19 protein-coding genes are annotated in these 21970 nt (G+C 64.6%); 8 read left to right on the top strand and 11 right to left on the bottom strand.

From position 1 onward, the window contains the following. Positions 1-47 precede the first annotated feature (47 nt). Positions 48-1445, bottom strand: coding sequence for an NAD(P)/FAD-dependent oxidoreductase (locus CT676_RS04500; protein ID WP_135214007.1), 1398 nt, complete (start codon positions 1443-1445; stop codon positions 48-50). A gap of 192 nt (positions 1446-1637) precedes the next feature. Here CT676_RS04500 and CT676_RS04495 point away from each other — a divergent pair, with 192 nt between their 5' ends. Then, positions 1638-2609, top strand: a complete 972-nt coding sequence (locus CT676_RS04495; protein WP_135214006.1) for a YiiX/YebB-like N1pC/P60 family cysteine hydrolase — start codon at positions 1638-1640, stop codon at positions 2607-2609. 157 nt (positions 2610-2766) lie between these two features. Here CT676_RS04495 and CT676_RS04490 read toward each other — a convergent pair whose 3' ends face one another. Next, a complete protein-coding gene (locus CT676_RS04490) occupies positions 2767-3042 on the bottom strand; it encodes a metal-sensitive transcriptional regulator (protein WP_007598521.1) in 276 nt (91 codons plus the stop codon). 50 nt (positions 3043-3092) lie between these two features. Here CT676_RS04490 and CT676_RS04485 point away from each other — a divergent pair, with 50 nt between their 5' ends. Together CT676_RS04485 and nikR are read left to right on the top strand one after the other, a co-directional pair. Then, complete coding sequence (locus CT676_RS04485; RefSeq protein WP_167767941.1) at positions 3093-5558, top strand: heavy metal translocating P-type ATPase; 2466 nt, start codon at positions 3093-3095, stop codon at positions 5556-5558. A gap of 131 nt (positions 5559-5689) precedes the next feature. After that, a complete protein-coding gene (gene nikR / locus CT676_RS04480) occupies positions 5690-6136 on the top strand; it encodes a nickel-responsive transcriptional regulator NikR (protein ID WP_135214004.1) in 447 nt (148 codons plus the stop codon). A 173-nt stretch (positions 6137-6309) separates the two neighbouring features. On the opposite strand, the gene CT676_RS04475 is transcribed toward nikR, so the two are convergent. Next, a complete protein-coding gene (locus tag CT676_RS04475; protein WP_135214003.1) occupies positions 6310-7953 on the bottom strand; it encodes a S53 family peptidase in 1644 nt (547 codons plus the stop codon). A gap of 287 nt (positions 7954-8240) precedes the next feature. Between CT676_RS04475 and CT676_RS04470 the strand changes: the two genes are divergently transcribed. The 3 genes from CT676_RS04470 (at position 8241) to CT676_RS04460 (ending at position 12436) form a co-directional block, all read left to right on the top strand. Beyond that, positions 8241-9413, top strand: coding sequence for a hypothetical protein (locus CT676_RS04470; protein ID WP_135214002.1), 1173 nt, complete (start codon positions 8241-8243; stop codon positions 9411-9413). A gap of 63 nt (positions 9414-9476) precedes the next feature. Next, positions 9477-11504, top strand: coding sequence for a S8 family serine peptidase (locus CT676_RS04465; RefSeq protein ID WP_135214001.1), 2028 nt, complete (start codon positions 9477-9479; stop codon positions 11502-11504). Positions 11505-11695: 191 nt separating this feature from the next. Beyond that, positions 11696-12436 (top strand): sulfate transporter family protein, encoded by a 741-nt coding sequence (locus CT676_RS04460; protein ID WP_135214000.1) that lies wholly within the window; start codon positions 11696-11698, stop codon positions 12434-12436. 6 nt (positions 12437-12442) lie between these two features. On the opposite strand, the gene CT676_RS04455 is transcribed toward CT676_RS04460, so the two are convergent. The 3 genes from CT676_RS04455 to nth all read right to left on the bottom strand — a co-directional run bounded on the left by CT676_RS04455 (position 12443) and on the right by nth (position 16066). After that, entirely contained in the window at positions 12443-14071 is a 1629-nt protein-coding gene (locus CT676_RS04455) for an MFS transporter (protein WP_135213999.1), read from the bottom strand. After that, positions 14058-15188 (bottom strand): HlyD family secretion protein, encoded by a 1131-nt coding sequence (locus CT676_RS04450; RefSeq protein ID WP_135213998.1) that lies wholly within the window; start codon positions 15186-15188, stop codon positions 14058-14060. Before CT676_RS04450 ends, CT676_RS04455 begins: the two co-directional genes overlap by 14 nt. Positions 15189-15298: 110 nt before the next feature. Beyond that, a complete protein-coding gene (gene nth / locus CT676_RS04445; RefSeq protein WP_167767940.1) occupies positions 15299-16066 on the bottom strand; it encodes an endonuclease III in 768 nt (255 codons plus the stop codon). 22 nt (positions 16067-16088) lie between these two features. Between nth and CT676_RS04440 the strand changes: the two genes are divergently transcribed. Together CT676_RS04440 and CT676_RS04435 are read left to right on the top strand one after the other, a co-directional pair. Next, positions 16089-16622: a DUF2244 domain-containing protein gene (locus CT676_RS04440; RefSeq protein ID WP_135213996.1), complete on the top strand. Its 534-nt coding sequence runs from the start codon at positions 16089-16091 to the stop codon at positions 16620-16622. 55 nt (positions 16623-16677) lie between these two features. Beyond that, the gene (locus CT676_RS04435; RefSeq protein WP_135213995.1) at positions 16678-17574 is read left to right on the top strand and encodes a bifunctional helix-turn-helix domain-containing protein/methylated-DNA--[protein]-cysteine S-methyltransferase; all 897 of its coding nucleotides are present in this window, start codon (positions 16678-16680) and stop codon (positions 17572-17574) included. A gap of 40 nt (positions 17575-17614) precedes the next feature. Here the strand turns inward: CT676_RS04435 and CT676_RS04430 are convergent, their stop codons facing one another. From CT676_RS04430 to CT676_RS04410, 5 genes are all read right to left on the bottom strand, one after another. Continuing rightward, entirely contained in the window at positions 17615-18064 is a 450-nt protein-coding gene (locus CT676_RS04430; protein WP_135213994.1) for a hypothetical protein, read from the bottom strand. 3 nt (positions 18065-18067) lie between these two features. Continuing rightward, entirely contained in the window at positions 18068-18691 is a 624-nt protein-coding gene (locus CT676_RS04425; protein WP_014490847.1) for a 2,3-bisphosphoglycerate-dependent phosphoglycerate mutase, read from the bottom strand. Between the two features lie 106 nt (positions 18692-18797). Beyond that, the gene (gene dapB, locus CT676_RS04420; protein ID WP_135213993.1) at positions 18798-19613 is read right to left on the bottom strand and encodes a 4-hydroxy-tetrahydrodipicolinate reductase; all 816 of its coding nucleotides are present in this window, start codon (positions 19611-19613) and stop codon (positions 18798-18800) included. Between the two features lie 103 nt (positions 19614-19716). Further along, positions 19717-20715 carry a M23 family metallopeptidase gene (locus tag CT676_RS04415; protein ID WP_166061620.1) on the bottom strand — a complete coding sequence of 333 codons (999 nt, stop codon included), beginning with the start codon at positions 20713-20715 and terminating at the stop codon, positions 19717-19719. A 29-nt stretch (positions 20716-20744) separates the two neighbouring features. After that, positions 20745-21827 carry a helix-turn-helix transcriptional regulator gene (locus tag CT676_RS04410; RefSeq protein WP_224580537.1) on the bottom strand — a complete coding sequence of 361 codons (1083 nt, stop codon included), beginning with the start codon at positions 21825-21827 and terminating at the stop codon, positions 20745-20747. Between the last annotated feature and the right edge of the window lie 143 nt (positions 21828-21970).

Below are 21970 nucleotides of genomic sequence, written 5' to 3'. Positions count from 1 at the left end.
ACGCGTTTTCTTGACGCGAACCGGTATCCACTTCGCTCGAAAACGCTCTAGTTGCCCTGCTGCCGCGGCGCGCGGCGCTTCTTCGTCGACTGCGTCGGCACGTCGGCCGACTCGTCCTTGAGCGCGCCGATCTTGCGCAAGGCCGCATCCGCCGCGCGCTCGCCGCTTTCCCAGGCGCCGTCGACGGTGCCCCACAGCGTCTCGTGCGTGGCTTCGCCGGCGAGGAACATGTTGCCGATCGGCTCGGTCAGGATTTTTCGCGAGAGCTGCCCGCCGGGCGAGGACGCCGACATCGCGCCCATCACGAAAGGCGAGGCGTTCCAGCGCGTCGCGGTGGTCTTCTGCACGGCGGCCGCCGCCTCGCTGCCGAACAGCTTCGTGATCCATTCCCTGGCGAAGGCGACCATCGCCTTCTCGCCCTGCTCGGAGAGATCGCGGCCGAACGAGCCGCCGACATCGATCGAACACAGTGAAGAGCCGCCGATATTGGCGAGCATCAGCGCCGTGCGCGTCGAATTGCTCTGCTCGATGAGGATGTCGTCACGCGAGAGCCCCAGCGGATTACCCGGCAGTTGCAGCACGATGCGATCGTAGCTGCCGAGCGTGAGCTTTGACGCCGCATCGAGCATGCGCTTGGGAATATCAGGCCCGAACTTGATCGCGCCCGACGTCAGCACGTTGGTCGAGACCGTGACGATGGCGGCGCGTGCGGCGATCCTGCCGGATGGCGTCTCCACGCTGACATCGCGATTGCTCCAGACAATCCTGCTCACCGGCGTCGACAGCGCCACCGGCGCCTGTTCGCCGAGCCTGGTGATCAGGGTCCCCAGGCCCTGGCGGCAGGCGATCGCGGTGTTGCGGTCCTGCGCACGCGCCTTGTCGATCGCCGAGAGCTCCTTGAGGTCTTTGCCCGCAAAGCTCGCACCGAGCGCGAATTCGGCCGCACCGGCCCAGTCGCCGAGATCCTTCGGCAGCACCGAGGCGCAGGCCGTATCGAGCTTGCCGCGCCCGGCCTCGTCGATGGCACGGTTGGCGCGCACCAGCGCCGCCAGGAACTGTTCGGTCTCGCCCGCGCGCGCATTGCGGCGGCCGATACGCATCTTCTGGCCGGTCGGCGCCGGCAGCACGTCGAGCCCGGCACTGCGCGCCAGCCGGATCATCGGATTGGTCTCGGGATTGTGCATCCAGCGCGCGCCGCGATCGAACGGCACGTCGAAGGTCGTGCTGTCCGTGATACAGCGGCCGCCGATCTGGGATGCCGCTTCCACCACCACGACCTTGCGGTTGGCGGCCATGATGCGCCGCGCCGCGGCAATTCCGGCCGCTCCCGCACCGATCACGACGATGTCGGCCTCGCGCGGCAGGGGTGCGGCAGTCGCGCGCAGGACCGGCATCGCGGCAAGAGCCGCCGACGCCGATAGGAAGCTGCGGCGCGTGATTGTCATGTCATGGTTTCCGGGAACTTGCGGCGAACGGGAACAGCCCGCGAACCTTGCTGCATCTGGTGTTGCACGGCAACCATCATGGTGAATCAATCGTGCTTGATCTCACAGAGTGATGAACCGAATTGCAACACGTTTCGACCATGATAGAGAAGGGAAAAAGACGGCCGGAAAAGGCCGTGGGGGGAGTTTGAAATGGGGACGGTTCTGGACTCAGTCGGCAAGCTGATTGCCGCGTACCTCTCGAAGGAGGTGCCGGGCTACGAGCCGTTCACGCCGAGCGACCCGGAGCACCTGCGCGGCGTCATCGAGCCCGGCGACGTGCTGCTGGTCGAGGGCAACAACCGCATCTCCGGCATCATCAAATATCTGACGCAGTCGACCTGGTCCCATGCCGCGCTCTATGTCGGTCCGGTCGAGGGCGCCGTGGAGCCCAACGGCGAGCCGCACGTGCTGATCGAGGCCAATATCGGCGAGGGCGTCACCTCGGCGCCGCTGTCGAAATATTTCCCGTATCACACCCGTGTCTGCCGCCCGGTCGGGCTGTCCTATGAGGACCGCACCACGGTCTGCCGCTATGCGATCAACCGCATCGGCTTCGGCTATGACACCAAGAACATCGTCGACCTGATGCGCTTCCTGTTCCCGTTGCCGATCCCGCAACGCTGGCGGCGGCGCATGATCTCGATCGGTTCGGGCGATCCGACAAAAATCATCTGCTCGGCGCTGATCGCGCAGGCCTTCGATGCCGTGCGCTATCCGATCCTGCCGAAGATCACCAAGGCCGGCAGCCGCGCCGCCCGCCGCGAGATCCTGCACATCCGCGATTCCTCGCTCTACATGCCCCGCGACTTCGACATCTCGCCCTATTTCGAAGTCGTCAAACCCACCATCGTGCACGGCTTCGACTACACCGCGCTGCACTGGGCCGACAAGCAGAAGCCGCTCGAGGAGGTAGCGGGCACATTCAGTGTGTTTCCAGAAACGCTCAGTGCGCCGCCGCTCGTTCCTGAGAAGGTTGACGAAGAAGCGCCGACTGAAGTTCCGGCTGAAGAAGTGAGCGCGCAGCCCGCGGAGATGGGCGCCATCTGCTCCGAGCATTTTGTGCTGCTGAACGAACTGGCGATGTACCGCGCGCGGGGACGCGCGCAGGAGATGGCGGCGTAAGCATCGCGCCTGCCGTCGTTCCGGCAAAGGCCGGGAGAGACGTTGCACCGCTCTTTCCACCGTCATTGCGAGCGTAGCGAAGCAATCCAGAGTCCCTCGGCGGAGGCAGTCTGGATTGCTTCGTCGCTGCGCTCCTCGCAATGACGATGGTGAGAGCCTACCGCTCCGCCCGCCCGATCACCGCCATCAGCTCCGCGATCTTCTCGCGCTGATCGGCCTTGTCGCCGCTCGCGATCGCGTGCTCGACGCAATGGGCGACGTGATCTTTCAGAACCTCTTCCTCGACCCGGCGCAGCGCGGCACGCACGGCCGAGATCTGCGTCACGATGTCGATGCAATAGCGGTCCTCCTCGACCATCTTCGAGAGGCCGCGAACCTGACCCTCGATCCGGCCAAGACGTTTTCCGACGGATGCCTTGATGTCCTTGCGCATGCGCTTTATATACCCCCCTAGGGTATATGTTGCAAGGCCGGAGCATGGCAATGAACGACGCCGAACACGGGCACCATCACACGTCGGAAACACCTTCCGGATGCGGCTGTTCCGCCAAGGCTGCTCCCGAGGCCGCCCCCAAGGCTGCCCCGCCAGCCGATAAGCCCGCGGCGTCCTCCTGCTGCGGCGGGCACGGCGATCAAGCGCATGACCACGGAGCCGCCGCGACAAAAGTCCTCGATCCCGTCTGCGGCATGACGGTCGATCCCGCGACCTCGAAGCATCACCACACACATCACGGCAAGACTTTCCATTTCTGCTCGGCCGGTTGCCGCACCAAATTCGCCGCCGATCCCGCAAAGTATCTCGCCAGAGAGAAGGCGCCCGAACCGGAGATGCCCGCGGGCACGATCTACACCTGCCCGATGCATCCGGAGATCCGCCAGGTCGGACCCGGCAGCTGCCCGATCTGCGGCATGGCGCTGGAGCCGGAGGTCGCGAGCCTGGAGACCGGACCCAATCCCGAGCTTGCCGACATGACGCGGCGGTTTTGGATCGGTGGCGCGCTGGCGCTGCCGGCGGTGGTGCTGGAGATGGGCGGCCATCTCGCCGGACCACACAACTGGATCGATCCGGCGCTGTCGAACTGGCTCCAGCTCGCCTTCACCACGCCCGCCGTGCTGTGGGCCGGCTGGCCGTTCTTCGTCCGCGGCTGGCAGTCTCTGGTCACCCGCAACCTCAACATGTTTACGCTGATCGCGATGGGCACGGGCGTTGCCTATGTCTACAGCGTCGTCGCGACTGTCGCGCCGCAGATTTTCCCGGCGACCTTCCGCAGTCATGATGGCGCCGTTGCCGTCTATTTCGAACCCGCCGCTGTGATCACCGTGCTGGTGCTGCTCGGCCAGGTGCTGGAGCTGCGCGCCCGCGACGCGACGTCGGGCGCGATCAAGGCGCTGTTGCAGCTTGCGCCAAAAACCGCGCGCCGCGTCGGTGCCGATGGCGGCGAGCATGAGGTCGAAATCGAGCAGCTCCACGCCGGCGACCATTTGCGCGTCCGTCCCGGCGAGAAGGTGCCAGTCGACGGAATTATCCTCGAGGGACGCTCCGCGCTCGACGAATCCCTCGTCACCGGCGAATCGATGCCGGTCACCAAGGAGCCAGGTGCGAAAGTTATCGCCGGCACGCTCAACCAGTCGGGCGGCTTCATCATGCGCGCCGACAAGGTCGGGCGCGAGACCCTGCTGTCGCAGATCGTGCAGATGGTCGCGGACGCGCAGCGCTCGCGCGCGCCGATCCAGCGGCTGGCCGATCAGGTCGCGGGCTGGTTCGTGCCGACCGTGATCGCCGTCGCCATCGCCGCCTTTGCCGCCTGGGCCTGGTTCGGACCGGAGCCGCGGCTGGCGTTCGGCCTCGTTGCTGCCGTCAGCGTGCTGATCATCGCCTGCCCCTGTGCGCTCGGCTTGGCGACCCCGATGTCGATCATGGTCGGCGTCGGCCGCGGCGCGCAGGCGGGCGTGCTGATCAAGAACGCCGAGGCGCTGGAGCGGATGGAGAAGATCGACACGCTGGTGGTCGACAAGACCGGCACGCTGACCGAGGGCAAGCCCAAGGTGGTTGCGATCGTCCCGGCTGCCGGCTTTGCGGAGGACGACATCCTCCGCATTGCGGCCAGCGTCGAGCGCGCCAGCGAGCATCCCCTCGCCGACGCCATCGTGCGCGCCGCGAAAGAGAAGCAACTCACCCTCGCTCAGGTCGAACAGTTCGACTCGCCGACGGGCAAGGGCGCGACCGGAAAAATCGACGGCAGGAGCATCGTGCTCGGCAACGCAAGATATCTGGGGTCGATCGGTATCGACACCAGAGCGCTCGATGCCGAGGCCGAACGGATGCGCCAGGACGGCGCCACCGTGATCAACATGGCCGTCGACGGCAAGCTGGCCGGCCTGTTCGCGATCGCCGATCCGGTCAAGGCCTCGACTCCGGACGCGTTGAGGGCGCTGGCCGATGAAGGCATCAAGGTCATCATGCTGACCGGCGACAATCTCACGACGGCGGAAGCGGTGGCGCGCCGGCTCGGTATCGTCGAGGTCGAGGCCGAGGTTCTGCCCGACCAGAAGAGCGCGGTGGTGACGAGGCTGCAAAAGGCCGGGCGCAGCGTCGCGATGGCGGGCGACGGCGTCAACGACGCGCCGGCGCTGGCGGCCGCCGAGGTCGGCATCGCCATGGGCACCGGCACGGACGTGGCGATGGAGAGCGCCGGCGTCACCCTGCTGGGCGGTGATCTCACCGGCATCGTGCGTGCGCGAAGACTGTCGCAGGCGACCATGAGCAACATCCGGCAAAACTTGTTCTTCGCTTTCATCTACAACGCCGCCGGCATTCCGATCGCGGCCGGCATCCTCTATCCGGCGTTCGGCATCCTGCTGTCCCCGATCATCGCCGCGGCGGCGATGGCGCTGTCCTCGGTGAGCGTGGTCGGGAATGCGCTGCGGCTGCGCGCGACGAAATTATGAAGGAATGCGTAGCCCGGATGGAGCGAAGCGAAATCCGGGATCCTGCCCACATATTGGCACCGTCCCGGATTGCGCTTCGCTCCATCCGGGCTACGGTTCACGGGACACAGGCGAGACGCGGGGAGCATCTGATGCAGCGGATTACGATCACCATCGAGGACGATCTTTTGGCGGAGATCGACGCGGCTGCGGAAGCGCGCGGCTACCAGAACCGCTCCGAGATCATCCGCGACCTCACGCGCGCCGGCCTGCAACAGAGCACCGAGGACACCGCGCAGACCGGCCCCTGCGTCGCCGGCCTCGTCTACGTCTACGACCACGCCGCGCGTGATCTCTCGAAGCGCCTGGTGCAGGAATTCCACGGCCACCACGACCTCGCGCTGGCCACCCTGCATGTCCATCTCGACGATAACAATTGCATGGAGATGACGGCGCTGCGCGGCGACGCCGGCGAGGTCAAGCATTTCGCCGACCACATCATCGCCGAGCGCGGCGTCCGCTACGGCCGCGTGGTGATGATCCCGACCGGTGAAGGGAAGCAGGCGAAGGCGCGCAAGCACGGGCACCGGCACGAGTAGGAGCGAGTCGCACACGCGCTTCACCCTCTCCCCTTGTGGGAGAGGGTGGCTCACCGCGCAGCGGTGAGACGGGTGAGGGGTATTTCTCCGCGAATTCTGAACTCGCGGAAGCATACCCCTCATCCGGCGCTTCGCGCCACCTTCTCCCACAAGGGGAGAAGGAAGAGACAAGCTCACGCCGAGAGCAAATTCTGCAGCGCTTCGCCGTTGGGGACGCCGAGGCCGGAGCAGGCGTCCCAGCCGGGGCCGGCCTTGTACATGCCGTGCAGATCGCCGGTGATGTCGTTATTGCCGACCGTGATGTCGCGGAACACGCCTTGCGTGTGGGAGGCATAGATCAGCGGGTTGATGAAGCCGACGGTCTTGCCGAATTTCTTCGTCGTCGCCTCGTTGATGCGGGCGATCAACCCCGCCATCAGCGGCGCCACGGCACTTGTGCCGCCGATGGTGGTACCGACGCCGTTGAGGAAGATCTGGTAACCGGTCGCGGGATCGGCATCGCCGGCAACATCGGGCACGCCGCGGCCATTGTGATGCGTCGGTGATTTCGGCACATGGGCCTGGGCCTGGTATTGCGGCCGCGGGAACACGACGCTGACACCGCCGCCGCCTGCGCCGCCCTGCGGCCCGCCGTTCCAGACCACCTCGTTGATATGGCCGTTCGGCGCCTTCAGATTGGTGCCGCCGCAGGCGAGTGCAAACGGGCTCGAGGCCGGGAAATCGGCATGTGGCTTGCCGTCCCAGTCCGCACCCATGTCAGCCGAACCATTGTCGCCGGAGGCAACGCAGACGGTGACGCCCATCGCGGCGGCGTCGCGGATCGCCTCGTTCAGGCCGTCGACGAATTGCTGCGAGCCTTCCTGGTCTTCCGGCCCACCCCAGCTGATCGAGATCACCGAAGGTTTTCGCGCGGTGTCGTGGACGGCGGCCTTGACCGCATCGATGAAGCCGTTGGTGGTGTTGGGCGCGAAATAGACCACGATCCTGGCGCCGGGCGCGATCGCACCGGCCACCTCGATGTCGAGCACGACCTCGCCGTCGGCGTCCGAATGGCCGGGCTTGTTGGCGCCGCCGTCGACGCTCGCGGGTGCGATCTTCGGCATCGGGATGCCCGCCTTCTTGAAGAAGGTGCGCAGGTCTGACGTTTTGTAGCCGGCGCCCGTGGGATGGCCCTTCTGGTCGATGTCGTTGAGCTCGATGATGGCGATGCACTGGCCGGCGCCGGTCTCGCCGCCGGGGAAATTGTAGAGCTGGGCGATCTGATCGACCGAGAAGCTGCCGCCCTGCGCGGCGCGTGCGGCTGCGCCCTTCTGCGGCAGCTTGCGGCGGAAGTGGGGTTGCGCCACCGGCCGGTTGTCCAGGCCGTGCACGCCGACCACGATACCTGCGAGCTCGGCCGGGATCTGCACGCTACCTTTACGCATGCGATGGGTCGCGCCCTCGTATCTGACCTTGTTGAGCTTGACGCCGAAGGCTGCGCTCATGGCCTTCACCGTCCCGGTCAGCTTCACGGTGCGGGACGCCAGATGCACGCTCTTGACGTTGAGATCGTGGTGATGCGCGAAATCGTCGATCTTGGCGACGTCGGCGGGGTCCGCGCCCATCTCTGCGCCGAACTCGGCACGCGAGAGATACTGCCGCTCGCGCGGCGGTTGCGCGCCGAGCGTCATCACCTGCTCATCGTCGGCACGCTTCGCGCGCAGGCGAACGCTGATCTCGATTTCCTGCTTGGGATCGGCCGCGCCGACGAGCTTGGCCCCCTTCGGCAATTTCCGTGCGCTGTTCGCCAGCGTCACGCGCGTGGTCGAGCTTGCCATGACTTCCTCCGTTTGTGATTGGAAGGCAGATTGTCGCACCTCAACTATAGGTGTAATCTCAAGCCCAAATTGGTTCAGGCATTTGAGCGATATTTTTTCAGCAAACCTCTTGTTTGACAGGGGCAACATCCAACTTGCTCAGATCGGCACGGAATCGGTCAATATTCACGACCATTCGTCGACAACGATTTCGATTTAAAATTGCAATCGTTGGCTTGTCTGGCCGACCAACGGAAGACGTTCGTCGAAATCAGACGTCTGAAAATCAATTTGGCGGAGACATTGCGATGCGTGCTGACCGCAAATGGGTTGAGAGAAATCTCGGTTTTGATCCGATCACGACGCCGCCCCCGCCCGACACCTTCGTGGTGAAGCGCGTGGCCAAGGGCGCGGTGAAGAAATCCGCGAAGGTCTCGACCGAGGACTTTCGGCGCGAGATCATCGATTTCGATTCGGAATCGAGCGAGGGCCGCGAGTTCATGGCCTTCTCGACCTCAACCGGGCTGTCGCGCTTCACCGACATTGCCTGGCCGAAGGGGCTGGCGCCGCAAACCGGGCCGAAGCCGAAGGGCAACGGCAAGGGACCGTTGCCGCGCGCCGACGTGCTGGTCGTGACCTGGACCGTCGACGAGGGGCACGCCCTCAGCCGCGTGCTGACGCCGGGCAAGGACTCCCGCAACGATTACGTACCCTATACGCACAATTACGCGGCCATCTCCAAGAAGATGCGCAACGGGTGTCCGGCCAAGGAGCTGAAACGGCTCGGCACCTACTGGACCACCACGATCGGCAAGAAGAAGGTCGTGATCTTCAAATCCGATTCGCACATGTCGCAGGACGGCCCGCAGCTGCCGAACATCGACGTCTGGCGCCAGATCATCACCGAGGTGCAGCCGACGCTCGTCATCACCACGGGCACGGCCGGCGGCATCGGCAGGGAATTCGAGGTCGGCGACGTCGTCGTCAGTCCGATCGTTCGCTTCGACTGCCTGTCGAAGTTCAAGAAGCAGCCGTTCGCGCAGGAGCATTTTTCCAGCAGAACCGCCGTGACGAAGAAGTTCGCGCAGGCCAAGACGCTGTTCAAGGCCAATGCCGGGCAATTGCCGAAGGACAATACAAGGGCGCCGAAGATCTTCGTCGTGAAGCCGAGCGGCCTGTCCTCCTCCGTGGTCACCACCGACTTCTTCGGCTTCGACACCTCGGACGACCACTTCCATCTCCAGGGGCTCGGCGACGTCTCCGAAATGGGCGATGCCATCCTTGGCCTGGTCGCGCAGGAGATGGGCGACAAGGCACCGCGCTGGCTCGCGATCCGCAACGTTTCCGATCCGCAGATCAAGGCCGAAGGCACCCTGCAGCAGCAGGAGCAGATCGCCGCCCAGATCTACAAGGGGTTCGGCCGCTGGAGCACGGTCTGTAGCGCCATCACCTGCTGGGCCAGCATCGCGGCGGAGCCGTAGCGAGCGATCCGGCCAGCGCAGACGACAAAGGACGGGCGATCAATCAGGGAAAGTGGAACGGCCATGGCGCAGATCACGATCAACGGCATCACGATCGATCCTTCGGCTCCGCACGCGGAACGCGCCGCGCTGTCGCTGGATCATGCGAATGCGAAGGAATCCGACTACATCATCGTGCAGACCGACCAGCCGCTCAACGCCGAGCGCAGAGGGCAGCTCGCCAAGGCCGGCGCCGAGATCCTGGAAGCCGTCCCGGGCAGCGCCGTCATCTGTCACTTTCCGGCGGCCGGGCTCGACAAGGTGCGGAAACTGCCGTTCGTGACATGGGCAGACCTCTACCCGGGCATCGTGAAGATCGCGCCGGCACTGCGCAACCTTGACACCCAACCCGGAGGCGTCGCTGCGGCGCGCGCGCTTGCGGCAAAGCCGGCGGCGCTCGACCGCACCAGCGTGACCGTCGACGTCATGCTCCACCGCAATGTCGGCGTGAAGGCCGCTGCAAAGAAGATCGCGGAAGCGGCGCATGTGCAGCTTGACGACGTCGTTCCGGGCACGGCCAAGGTGCGTGTGACGCTGAAGATGCGCCGTCTTGCCGACGTCGCTGCGCTCGACGAGGTGCGCAGCGTCGAGAAGGTCTTTCCCCGCAAGCTGCTCAACAACATCGCGCGGGGCATTCTTCGCGTTCCCGCGGCGACGCCCAGCAATGGCGGCGAAGGCGCGGGCGAGATCATCGCGATCGCCGATACCGGTTTCGACAAGGGATCGACCACGAACACGCACCCGGCTTTCAAGGGGCGCGTCAAGAAGCTCTACGCGCTCGGCCGGCCTGGGCGCAAAGACGATCCTGATGGTCACGGCACCCATGTTGCGGGTTCCGCCCTCGGCGACGGCGTATCGAAAAGCGACGGCCCGATCCGCGGCACGGCTCCCGGCGCAAAGCTGGTTCTGCAATCCGTGCTCGACAGCGGCGGCAACCTCGGCGGCCTTCCCGACAGCCTCGATGCGCTGTTCGGTCCGCCCTACAAGACCGACAAGGCGCGAATTCATTCCAACTCCTGGGGCAGCGTCGGAAACTTCGGCGTATATGATTCCCAGGCCAACGAGCTCGACACGTTCGTCTACGCGCATCGCGACATGCTGATCTGCTTTGCCGCGGGAAATGAAGGCAGCGACAAGGATGGCAATGGCCAGGTCGACCCCAACTCCGTGACGCCGCCTGGTACGGCCAAGAACTGCCTCACCATCGGCGCATGCGAGAACAATCGCCCCAACGAGCCCATGACCTACGGAGAGGCCTGGCCACGCGATTTTCCGGCCATTCCCATCAACCCCGATCCCGTCGCCAACGATCCCGAAGGGATGGTGGCGTTCAGCAGCCGGGGACCCACGAACGACGATCGCATCAAGCCCGACGTCGTGGCGCCAGGATCTTTCATCCTGTCAACGCGCTCCCGCGTCACGAAATCGAAGGGATGGAAGCTCTCGAAGGACCCGCTCTACATGTTCGAAGGCGGTACCAGCATGGCCACGCCGCTGGTGGCCGGATGCGTCGCGGTGGTCCGGTCGTTCCTGAGGAAGAGCCACGGGCTGAAGTCGCCGAGCGCCGCACTGCTGAAGGCACTCATCATCAACGGAGCTCGTAGCATTGCTGGCCAATACATTCCCTCGGAGGCGGGCTCTGTCGCAAACAACAGTCAGGGTTTCGGCCGAGTCGACGTCCAGGCCGTGGTCGGCCCCCTTGCTGCGAAGGAAGCCTTGCAGTTCTTCGACGAGAAGAAGAAGCTCGACGCAGGCGAACGCGAAGACCGCACGGTCACGATACCGGCGGCAAGCGGCCGCCTGAAGGTCACGCTGGTCTGGACCGATCCGCCTGGCGAAGGCCTGCAAAGCGACCTCGATCTCGTCGTGGTGGCCAACAAGCAGGAACGCCATGGCAACATGCCGGCCGGCTCGAAGGACTTCGACCGCCGGAACAATGTCGAGCAGGTCATCTTCGAGAATCTGCCGGCCGGCGAAGCGGTGATATCGGTCATCGCTCATTCCATCGCCGTCGCGCCGCAGAACTATGCCCTCGTCATCAGGGTCAGCTAGAGCGTCTTCAAGCGAAGTGGCTGCCGGCTCGCGCGAAGAAAACGCGTCAAAACAAGCGCCTTGAGCTTCCGTCCTGATTCACTCAGAACCCAAGCTCAAGGCGCGGCAATCTGTCCCGGAAGGCTCGGCCTCTTGTCGAACCTTCCGCGCATGTCTACCTCTCGCGGGTGGTTTTGCTGAGAGGTACTCCGATGCTGGATGCCGCCGTAAAGGCGCTGTCGCAATTGATCTCGCCGCCGATGCGCTCGATCCTGTGGCGATCGATCGGGCTTGCACTGGTGCTGATCATCGTGCTGGCGATCGGCTTGCAGCGGCTGCTGAGCTGGTTTGCGACCTATGGCGAGGTCTGGCTGGAAGGCCTGCTCGGGCCGAGCTGGCATTCCTCGCTCGAGGTCCTCGCCTGGATCGTCTCGATCACGGCGGGCCTCAGCGTCGTGTTCGGCGGCGTGTTCCTGATGCCTGCGATCACCTCGCTGGTGGCGAGCCTGTTCGTCGACGACGTCGCCGACATCGTCGAGCGCGAGCACTATCCCGCCGAGCGGCCGGGCGCTGCGCTGCCGTTCAGCCAGGCGATCTACGAGGGCGTCAAGACCGCGCTGCTGACGATCGTGGTCTATCTGGTGGCGTTGCCGCTGGTCCTGTTCGCCGGTGCCGGATTCCTGATCTTCTTCGTCGCCGCCGCCTGGCTGCTCGGGCGCGAATATTTCGAGCTCGCCGCGATGCGCTTCCGCTCACCGGAGGACGCCAAGGCGATGCGGCGCGACAACGCCGCGACCATCTTCACCGCCGGCCTCTTCATCGCGGCCTTCGTCTCGATCCCGATCGTCAATCTGGCGACGCCGATCTTCGGCATGGCGTTCATGGTCCACATGCACAAGCGCCTGTCGGGGCCGCGGCCCGAGCTGATCGAGCCGGCGCGGCAGATGCGGTGAGGCCTCTCAGTTCACTTGCACCCCGCATTTGCGCAGCAGCATCTTGGCGAAACCGAACGGCGCCGGCGTGAACGGGCCCGGTGGCGCCCGGGTGATCAGCGCGACGACGCCGAGTGCGACCATCGCGAGCCAGAAGCACAGCCAGAAGCCGTCGATATAGGCGAGCACATTGGCCTCGCGCTGCACCAGGCCCGCGAGCGTGCCGACCGCGCGCGCCTGCGCCATGCCGGTGCCATGGGCCGCGAAGTAATCGGCGAGCTGCTTGAGCCTACCCACCACGTCGGCATTGCCGACCACAAGGTCCTGGCCGAGATAGAAGGAATGGACCTGCTCGCGCACGCGCAGCCACGTTCCCATCAGCGCGATGCCGATCTCCGCGCCGCCGAGCCGCATGATCTGGATGTAGGCGGCAAAGGAGGTGGCGCGGCTCGGATCGGCGTTCGACAGCAGCGTGATGATGATCGGCAGCAGGAGCAGCGACTGCCCGATCGCCTGGAGCAGCACGATGCCGACAAAATCCTCGCGCGCCCAGACATGGCTGAGCTGCGTGCCCCAGAGATTGGCCGCGGCAAAGCAGGCAAAACCCAGCACCACGACGAGCCGCGTATCGAAATGCCGCAGCAGCCAGATCGAGATCGGCACCAGCACGAACATCGGCAGCGCGCCATAGGTGAGCAGCACCATCCCGCTCTGCTCCGGCCGGAGCAGAACGACATTGCCGAGGAAATTCGGCACCAGCGACGAGTTGGAAAGGCTGGTCAGCGTGTAGAGCAGGATCAAGATCAGCCCCAACCCGACATTGCGCGAGAACAGCACGTTGACATGCGCCCAGGGCTGTCGCACCAGCGACTCGTTGACGAGGAAGCCTGCGAACAGCACCACACCGCTGACGAGCAGCGCCATCACCGTCCCCGAGCCGAGCCAGTCCAGGCGATTGCCCTGGTCGAGGCCGGCATAGATCATCGAGACCGCGGCGCCGAGCAGCAGCATGCCGCCCCAATCGGCCTCGCGCAGCAGCGTGCGGTTCACCGGCTCGCTCGGCGTGCCCAGATAAACCATCAGGCCCATCAAGGGCGCGATCACGACGCTCTGCCAGTACATCCATTGCCAGCCCAGATGGTCGACATAGAAGCCGACCAGGGAGCTCGACGTATCCAGCGCAAAGCCGACCCGGATCGAATAGAGCGAGATCGCCGGCACCCACCATCGGATCGGCAGGTTTCGTAACACGATCATGAGCGTCGCAGGCACGAAGGTGCCGAGCAGCAGGCCATGGACGACGCTGAGCGCGAGCAGCGTCGGATAATCGTGCACGAAGGGAATGATCAGCGACACCGCGGCGTAGACGAGGCTCGGGATGCCGAGCACGCGGCGCAGGCCGAACACCGTCGCGAGCCACGCCACCGCCGGCGCGATCAGGATCTGCGAGCCGATGCCGGCGGTCGAAAGCCAGGCGCCCTCGTCGAACGAGAGCGAGAACGCACCGCGCAGGTCCGGCAGGCCGACCGTGGTCAGCCGGCTGTCGAAATTGGCGAGGAACGAGCCGAGCAGCACCGCCGCCACGGCAAACAAGGGCTGTGGCGCGATGCCGCCGCGCGAGAGAGGTCCGCGGCCGGCATCGTCATTTTCCGCCATTCGCGGCCTTCGTGTCGATGCTGGTGACGACCGACATGCCCGGCACCAGCCGCGCCAGCAGCGGCTGGTTGTCGTCGAACTGGATGCGCACGGGAATGCGCTGCACGACCTTGGTGAAATTGCCGGTCGCATTGTCCGGCGGCAGCAGGGCCACTTGCGCGCCGGTCGCGGGCGCAATGCGCTCGACCTTGCCGCGCAGCTTCTCGCGCGGGAAGCCATCGACGGTGATCTCGACCGGCTGGCCCGGCGCGACATGAGTGAGCTGGGTCTCCTTGTAATTCGCGATCACATAGACCTTCGGCAGCGGCACCACGTTGATGAGGTTGGTGCCGATGTTGACGTAGTCGCCGGGCTGCACCTGGCGCTCGCCGACGACGCCGTCGAACGGCGCGGTGATCCTGGTATAGCCGAGCTTCAGCTTCGCGCTCGCCAGCGTCGCCTTGGCCGCCGCGACATCGGCGGCGCGCTGCTTCTTGGTGCCCTGCAGAACTTCGAGTTGATGCTGCTGCGCGGCGATGACGGCGCGACTGGCACGTACGTCGGCCTGCGCCTTCGCATAGCCCGCGACGGCCTGTTCCAGCCGCTGCCGCGTGCCGGCTTCCGTCTGCGTCAGGGATTTCTGGCGATCCTGCTCCTGCCGGGCCTCGACTTCCAACGCTTCCGCGGACAGCTGCGCGGCCTGCGCCTGCGCGATGGTCGCATATTGCAGCTCGACCTGGTTGCTCAGATTGTCGAGCACGGCCTGCGCGGCGGCGACAGCGGCCTCGGACTGCGCGACCTGGGCCTGGTAGTCGGCGGGATCGATCTGGATCAGGAGATCGCCGGCCTTGACGCGCTGGAAGTCGGAGACCCCGACGGTCAGCACTTCGCCGGAGACGCGGCTTGCAAGCCGCGTCAGATCGGCGCGCACATAGGCGTCGTTGGTGGTCTGGACCACGGCGTTGCCGACCCATTCGTCGAAGCGCAGCGTCGCCAGTGCCACGAAGGCGAGCGCGACGATCACGGCGAACAGGGGGATCGCGAGCCGGCCCCAGAGCGAGCTCGCCGGCCGCTGTGTCGGCTTCGGCGGCGGAGCCGGTGCCGCGGCCGGCGGTGGCGGTGGCGATGGCGATGGCAATGGCGATGGCGATGGCGATGGCGATGGCGATGAGATTTGTTCTTGCTGACTCACGACATGTCCCCAAAACCGGCTTGCTTCACATCGCCCCCCGAAACGACGGCGCCACCTCAGACCGTCTTCTCCGGCCACCGGCAGAGATCGTTGATCAGGCAAACCTCGCAGCGCGGCTTGCGGGCGAGGCAAGTATAGCGGCCATGCAGGATCAGCCAATGATGGGCGTGCAACATGAACTCGGCCGGGATCACCTTTTCGAGACCGAGCTCAACTTCGAGTGGCGTCTTGCCGGGCGCGAGCCCGGTGCGGTTGCCGACCCGGAAGACATGCGTGTCGACCGCCATGGTGTGCTCGCCGAAGGCCATGTTGAGCACCACGTTGGCGGTCTTGCGCCCGGCGCCTGGCAGAGATTCGATCCCGGCGCGCGTGCGCGGCACCTCGCCGCCGAATTCGCTGAGCACCTTTGCCGACAGCGCAATCACGTTCCTGGCCTTGGTGCGATAGAGGCCGATGGTCTTGATGTATTCGCGCAAGCGTTCTTCGCCGAGGTCGAGCATCTTCTGCGGCGTGTCGGCGATCTCGAACAATGCGCGTGTCGCCTTGTTGACCCCGGCATCGGTGGCCTGCGCCGACAGCACCACCGCGACCAGCAGCGTGAACGGATTGACGTGCTCGAGCTCGCCTTTCGGCTCCGGATTGGCCTTGCGGAAACGGCTGAAGACCTCGTGGATCTCGGCCGGCGTCCAAGGTTTGGTAGAATTGGGTCTTGTGGCCTTGAGCGATTTCCTGGCGGGAGCCTTCGGCTTCGCAACTATCGCCTTTGCCTTTTTCTTCGGCACGGACGCTTTGCGCGGGGCCGGCTTGCGGGTGATTTTCGCCATGATCCGGATATACTGAGGGACGATGAGCACAGGCAACGAAATTGAGCGCGGGCGATCTGAAAGCGAGACGGAGCCTCAGATCTTCTCCGCGCTCCTGACGCCGCACCGCTCGCTGAACCGCACCGGCTTCCTCGCCGTGATGCTGTTCCTGAGCGTGGTGAGCTTTGCCACCGGCCTCGCCTTCCTGATGATGGGTGCGTGGCCGGTGTTCGGCTTCTTCGGCCTCGACGTGCTGGTGATCTGGTGGGCCTTCAAGGCTAATTTCCGCACCGCGCGGGCGCGCGAGGAGATTTCGGTCACGACGTCTGAGCTGCGGGTGCGGCGCGTCAGTCATCGCGGCCAGGTCGCCGAATGGACGTTCAATCCGCTCTGGGTCCGCCTCGACATGGAGGTCGACGAGGATTTTGGCATCGAGCATCTCTATCTGATCTCGCGCGGCCACCAGATCCAGATCGCCCGCTTCCTCGGCCCGGACGAAAAAGCAAGTTTTTACAAAGGCTTGGTTGAGGCCCTGAACGCCGCCAAGCGCGGCCCGACCTACAACCCGGTCTCCTGAGTCCGGATCGGAAATCGGGTGGTTTCGGCCCGGCGCCACGCCTACATTTCCAGTCATGATGACACTCGCCATAAATGACCAGCGCCTGGCCAAGCCGGGCTCCCAGAACGCCGCGTTGCGCGATTACGACTCCGTGCGCCGGGCGATCGCATTCATCTCGGAGAACTGGCGCACCCAGCCGGCCATCGAAGCGATGGCGGATGCGGCGGGCGTCACGCCGGATGAGCTGCACCATCTGTTCCGCCGCTGGGCCTCGATCACGCCGAAGGCGTTCATGCAGGCGCTGACGCTCGATCACGCCAAGGGACTGTTGCGGGACTCCGCGAGCATTCTCGATGCCGCGCTCGACTCAGGTCTTTCAGGACCGGGCCGGCTGCACGATCTCTTCGTCACCCATGAAGCGATGTCGCCCGGCGAATGGAAGAACGGCGGCGCGGGCCTGACGCTGCGCTACGGCTTCCATCCCTCGCCCTTTGGCACGGCGATCGTGATCGCCACCGACCGCGGCCTGTCAGGCCTTGCGTTCGCCGATCCCGGTGATGAGAAGGTCGCGCTCGCCGACATGACGCGGCGATGGCGCAACGCAACTTACGTCGAGGATCACGAAGGCACCGCACCGCTCGCACAGCGCATCTTCGACACCAAGCTGTGGCGGCCGGACCAGCCGCTGCGCGTGGTGATGATCGGCACCGATTTCGAGGTACGGGTGTGGGAGACGCTGCTGAAGATCCCGATGGGTCGCGCGGTGTCCTATTCCGACATCGCCTGCAACATCAACAGCCCGAAGGCCTCACGCGCCGTCGGCGCTGCGGTCGGCAAGAACCCGGTCTCGTTCGTCGTGCCCTGCCATCGCGCGCTCGGCAAGAGCGGCACGCTCACCGGCTATCACTGGGGCATCACCCGCAAGCAGGCGATGCTGGGCTGGGAGGCCGGGCAGCTGGGGATGCAGTGAGCTCTACGCGAGATGTGCAGAAGCTGAGCTACAGCAGCATTCAAGAAATGCCGTAATCTGCCAAGCGCTTCTTTGCGGCTTCCACCGTCTCTGAAGAAAATTCGCTTGAGTACTTGATAACTAGTGCCTCTGCGGACAGCTCCTTGGCCATTCCAAACTCGACCAACTTCAAGAAGCCCGTCGAGGGTGTGGGCTTCATTGCCAAGTCGGCCAACGTTTGCCTTACGCCAACTCTGCCTAGTTTCTGACGAGTCCTGCTCAGACGCTTTGTCGTGCCGCTTTCTTCCGACAAGGCTTCTTCCAAGGCTCGCATCACGACCGCAAACTCAGATTCCAGTGGATCGTCAATATTGCGCCCTTCAATTCGGCAAAGCTGGCGAAACGCTGCATGATAAACATCATCGCGCTTTAGGCGCTTAGCGTTCGCCATCCAATTGCGCAGCTTTTTTTTATCCCATTCGTTTGACAGGTCAGGAAGCTGCGCATTCATGGACTACCCCGCCAGATCCAGCTTTGAGGCCACCGTCGAATCCGCGTTGAGCCGGTAGATGATCGGCACACCGGTCGCGAGCTCGCGCTTCAAAATGCCTTCGGGCGAGAGCTTCTCCAGCACCATGATCAGCGCGCGCAGCGAATTGCCGTGGGCGGCGACCAGCGTGCGCTTGCCGTTGAGCACGCCGGGCAGGATCTCCTGCACGTAATAGGGCAACGCGCGCGCCAGCGTATCCTTCAGGCTTTCGCCGCCGGGCGGCGGCACGTCGTAGGAGCGGCGCCAGATCAGCACCTGGTCCTCGCCCCATTTCTTGCGGGCGTCGTCCTTGTTGAGGCCGGAGAGATCGCCATAGTCGCGCTCGTTCAGCGCGAGGTCTTTGGAGGTCGGCAGGCCCTTCTGGTCGAGCTCGCCGAGAATGAGATCGAGCGTGTGCTGCGCGCGCGTCAAGACCGAGGTGTAGGCGACGTCGAACACGAGGCCCTGTGCCTTCAGCTTGCGGCCGGCTTCCGTGGCTTCCTTCACGCCGAGCTCGGTGAGATCAGGATCCTTCCAGCCCGTGAACAGGTTCTTCAGATTCCACTCGCTCTGACCGTGGCGCACGAGCACGAGGAGACGTTCGCTCATTGACTGCTTTCCATTCAGGTTATTGTTGAGGAATGATCTTGGCGGAAAGCCGCTTCACATCTTGCGCTAACGCGGCCCTTCGGGTCCGGTTCATGCTCCGGCTCGCTCAGATGTCTGCGAGACCGAGCACGTCGGCCATGGAGTAGTGCCCCGGCTTCTTGCCATGCGCCCACAGCGCCGCCTTGAGCGCGCCGTGTGCGAACAGCATGCGGTCTTCGGCGAGATGCGACAGCGTCAGGCGTTCGAACGGACCGAGGAAGATCACGCTGTGCTCGCCGGCGACGGTGCCGCCGCGCAAGGAGGCAAAGCCGATGTCGCCCGGCTTGCGCGCGCCGGTGATGCCGTCGCGGCCGCGATCCGAATGCTCATCGAGCGAGATGCCGCGGCCGGCGGCAGCGGCCTGGCCCAGCATCAGCGCAGTGCCCGAGGGCGCATCGATCTTCATGCGGTGGTGGGTTTCCACGACCTCGATGTCGAAGCTCTCGTCGAGTGCCTTGGCGACGCGCTTGACCACCGCGGCGAGCAGATTGACGCCCAGGCTCATATTGCCCGACTGCACCACGACCGCACGGTTGGTGACGCTCTTGATCACGGCGTTGTCGGAGGCCGACAGTCCGGTGGTGCCGATGACGTGCACGATGCCGCGCTCGGCCGCGATCGCGACGTTGGCGATGGTCGCGGCCGGCACGGTGAAATCCAGGATGCCGTCGGCATCTTTCGACATCGCCCAGAGGTCGGCCGAGAGTTTGACGCCGTTGGCCGGCAGGCCCGCGAGTACGCCGGCATCCTTGCCGAGCAGCTCCGAGCCGGGCGCCTCCAGGGCTCCCGCCAGCACCGCGCCTTCGGTGTCGGCAATCGCTCGTGCCAGCGCCCGGCCCATCCGGCCGCCTGCCCCAGCAACAATCAAACGCATATCGGACATGGTTCACCCTCTCCACGCCCTATAGCGGGAGCGGGCCGTTCCGGCAACCGATCAGGCCTTCAAAAGGCCCGTGGCGCGGGTCTCCCCAAGCACAGATGCAACGCTAGAGCATGAGCTCCAGGTCTTTCCTGAGCACGATCTGACCATCGCGCTCGACAACATAAGTGGCCTTGTAGGAGCCGCGTTCCCAACCCCCGGGAGGTCGCTTCTTCCCCGCAAAGAGCATGAATTGCGCCTTGTTGGCCTGAAGTGGTGCAGACCGATTTTCCGCGATGACGTTCTCGAGGGGATCCTTGATGACCAGCCATTGCGCATCGCCCGCCTTCAGCCCGATGGCCCGCACGAACGCGACGATCGCCATCGAACCGGCGGACGGCTTTTGGCTCTCGGCACTGCCGTCCTCGATGAGTTCCATCGTGACCGGCCCCGTCGTAAAGCCCGCATTGAGGATGGCTCGTTCCTGGTACTCGAGTTTCGGGCGGAGGGCAGCAAGCCAGAGCGATTGACCGCCCTCGCAAGACTCGGGGCGAACACCATACGCAAAGGGATCGACCACCGCGCCATTGTGCCTCACGGTGAAATGCAGGTGAGGATACTCCGTGAGGCCGGAGAGCCCGACACGGCCGATCGGCTGTCCGAGGTCGACCTTGTCTCCAGGCTTGACCAACACACTGCCGGCGGCGAGGTGGCAGTACTGGGTTTCCCACTGCTCCGGATGTTCGATGACGATGCCATTGCCACATTCGGCCTCGCGCACCGCTTCGCGTCCCGATTTTGTGAAAGCGCCGTCCGGCGCGTCATTGCGTGTACGAAGAACGCGACCGCCTGCCGCCGCGCGCACGTCCACGCCGGCCTTTTGCGCTGCCAGTGAGGGCAAACGAAAATCGGTGCCGTTGTGGTCGTCATAAGTCAGCGTGCCGCACTTGTAATCTCGCGCCGACCGCGACGGATCGAGATCCGTGTAATTCTGGATGTAGCAGGTGCGGCCAGGCTCGCAGGCAATCGGCAGCGCCAATTGAATGCTCTGGGCATGTGCAGGGAAGCCGGCCCCGGCCAATGCCAAGGCAGCGAACGCCCGGTAGAGAAAACCTGCGCAGCTCATGCGCCTCGACATCGCGGAGAACCCCGTACTCAGTCAGGCGAATGCTTGCCAGCCGTCCGCAATCTCATCGGACCCTCTTCGTCCAATCGACCCTCGGAGGCCGGCCGGCTCACCCAGTTCTCGCGCCTGCCGGCGCCAAAAGGCGACTGGGTGAGATGATACAGAAGAAAGAACTCCGACTGCCGATTGATCCCCAGTTTGAGCATGATCCTCTTGGTGTAGGTTCGCACCGTTGCCTCGGTCAGCCCAAGCTCGGCTCCAATATCGCGAGGGCACTGGAATTGAAGAATCCGGGCGACGATTCTTTCCTCAGCCCAATTCAAGCCGAAGGCAGATGCGATGCAGTGCGCGCCCTGCACGTCATCGAATTGCGGCACGACGATGAGGGCCTGTCCCAGCTTGTCATGCGTTGGAACAGCGCCGATCTTGGCGAAGGCGAATTGCTGACGATCCGTCGAAAGCGGTACCGTAGTGTTGAACCATCCATGAGTCCCGCTCTCGATGAGCACTTTCCCGATTGCCCCCCGCAAGCTCTCGGTCACGGAAGCGCATGAGCCAGCAAGCCTGCCTCCTTCCATCCTGAGCAGCTCGCGCTTGGCAAGCAGCACGCGTCCACCACGATTGACTGCGTAAATGTGCAGGCCCTGGTCCACGACGATGGCGGGAAAGGTCAGCTCTTCGAGCCAGAGTTGCGCATCGACCTGCCCCGGCGCTTGCCGGGCAAGTGAATGAGCAGCCTTCCATAACGGGCGCACGGTATGCGCCAAGCCCGGAATCTCCGATGCCGCAAGCGCGGCCGGTCGCCATCCAGCCACGAACACGACCGTGGTTCGCTCATCGGAAGCAAACCTGCCAATGACTGAATGACTCTTTACCGGGGGTTCCGCGCCGATCAACTTGCGGACGAAGGAGGTCCGGGAATTGATCGGCTCGAGCGAGGCGACGTCCTCGGCTGTACCCTTGCGCGCAAATCGCTCAACCATCGCCGCGCATGACGGATCGGCAGGAGCATCTCCGATCCTGGCTTCTTCCAGCCCGGAGGCGGATAGCATGGCTACGTAGCAGCTCCGGCAGCCGAGCAATTCCGCCATGGCCTTCGCGAAATATTCCATTGCGGCCTGTTGCGGGCGTGGCTCCGGACAAGACCCAGACGGACCGCATCCGTCATTGCCTTGCTTCGAGGCGCGCTCGACGCAATCGGAACGAAAATCATCCTGTGCGGAAGGTAGTGCCTTACTGCACTCATGCACGGTCG

The organism is Bradyrhizobium sp. MOS001, assembly GCF_004634465.1.
In the GTDB taxonomy this organism is placed as follows: Bacteria; Pseudomonadota; Alphaproteobacteria; order Rhizobiales; family Xanthobacteraceae; genus Bradyrhizobium; species Bradyrhizobium barranii.
The sequence above is the reverse complement of the archived record's forward strand: the minus strand, read 5'-3'. Positions and strand labels throughout refer to the sequence as shown.

Coding starts and splice junctions, on each gene's coding strand:
- CT676_RS04500 (WP_135214007.1), bottom strand. CDS start 1,445: ATGACAATCACGCGCCGCAGCTTCCTATCGGCGTCGGCGGCTCTTGCC.
- CT676_RS04495 (WP_135214006.1), top strand. CDS start 1,638: ATGGGGACGGTTCTGGACTCAGTCGGCAAGCTGATTGCCGCGTACCTC.
- CT676_RS04490 (WP_007598521.1), bottom strand. CDS start 3,042: ATGCGCAAGGACATCAAGGCATCCGTCGGAAAACGTCTTGGCCGGATC.
- CT676_RS04485 (WP_167767941.1), top strand. CDS start 3,093: ATGAACGACGCCGAACACGGGCACCATCACACGTCGGAAACACCTTCC.
- nikR (WP_135214004.1), top strand. CDS start 5,690: ATGCAGCGGATTACGATCACCATCGAGGACGATCTTTTGGCGGAGATC.
- CT676_RS04475 (WP_135214003.1), bottom strand. CDS start 7,953: ATGGCAAGCTCGACCACGCGCGTGACGCTGGCGAACAGCGCACGGAAA.
- CT676_RS04470 (WP_135214002.1), top strand. CDS start 8,241: ATGCGTGCTGACCGCAAATGGGTTGAGAGAAATCTCGGTTTTGATCCG.
- CT676_RS04465 (WP_135214001.1), top strand. CDS start 9,477: ATGGCGCAGATCACGATCAACGGCATCACGATCGATCCTTCGGCTCCG.
- CT676_RS04460 (WP_135214000.1), top strand. CDS start 11,696: ATGCTGGATGCCGCCGTAAAGGCGCTGTCGCAATTGATCTCGCCGCCG.
- CT676_RS04455 (WP_135213999.1), bottom strand. CDS start 14,071: ATGGCGGAAAATGACGATGCCGGCCGCGGACCTCTCTCGCGCGGCGGC.
- nth (WP_167767940.1), bottom strand. CDS start 16,066: ATGGCGAAAATCACCCGCAAGCCGGCCCCGCGCAAAGCGTCCGTGCCG.
- CT676_RS04440 (WP_135213996.1), top strand. CDS start 16,089: ATGAGCACAGGCAACGAAATTGAGCGCGGGCGATCTGAAAGCGAGACG.
- CT676_RS04435 (WP_135213995.1), top strand. CDS start 16,678: ATGATGACACTCGCCATAAATGACCAGCGCCTGGCCAAGCCGGGCTCC.
- CT676_RS04430 (WP_135213994.1), bottom strand. CDS start 18,064: ATGAATGCGCAGCTTCCTGACCTGTCAAACGAATGGGATAAAAAAAAG.
- CT676_RS04425 (WP_014490847.1), bottom strand. CDS start 18,691: ATGAGCGAACGTCTCCTCGTGCTCGTGCGCCACGGTCAGAGCGAGTGG.
- dapB (WP_135213993.1), bottom strand. CDS start 19,613: ATGTCCGATATGCGTTTGATTGTTGCTGGGGCAGGCGGCCGGATGGGC.
- CT676_RS04415 (WP_166061620.1), bottom strand. CDS start 20,715: ATGAGCTGCGCAGGTTTTCTCTACCGGGCGTTCGCTGCCTTGGCATTG.
- CT676_RS04410 (WP_224580537.1), bottom strand. CDS start 21,827: ATGGAATATTTCGCGAAGGCCATGGCGGAATTGCTCGGCTGCCGGAGC.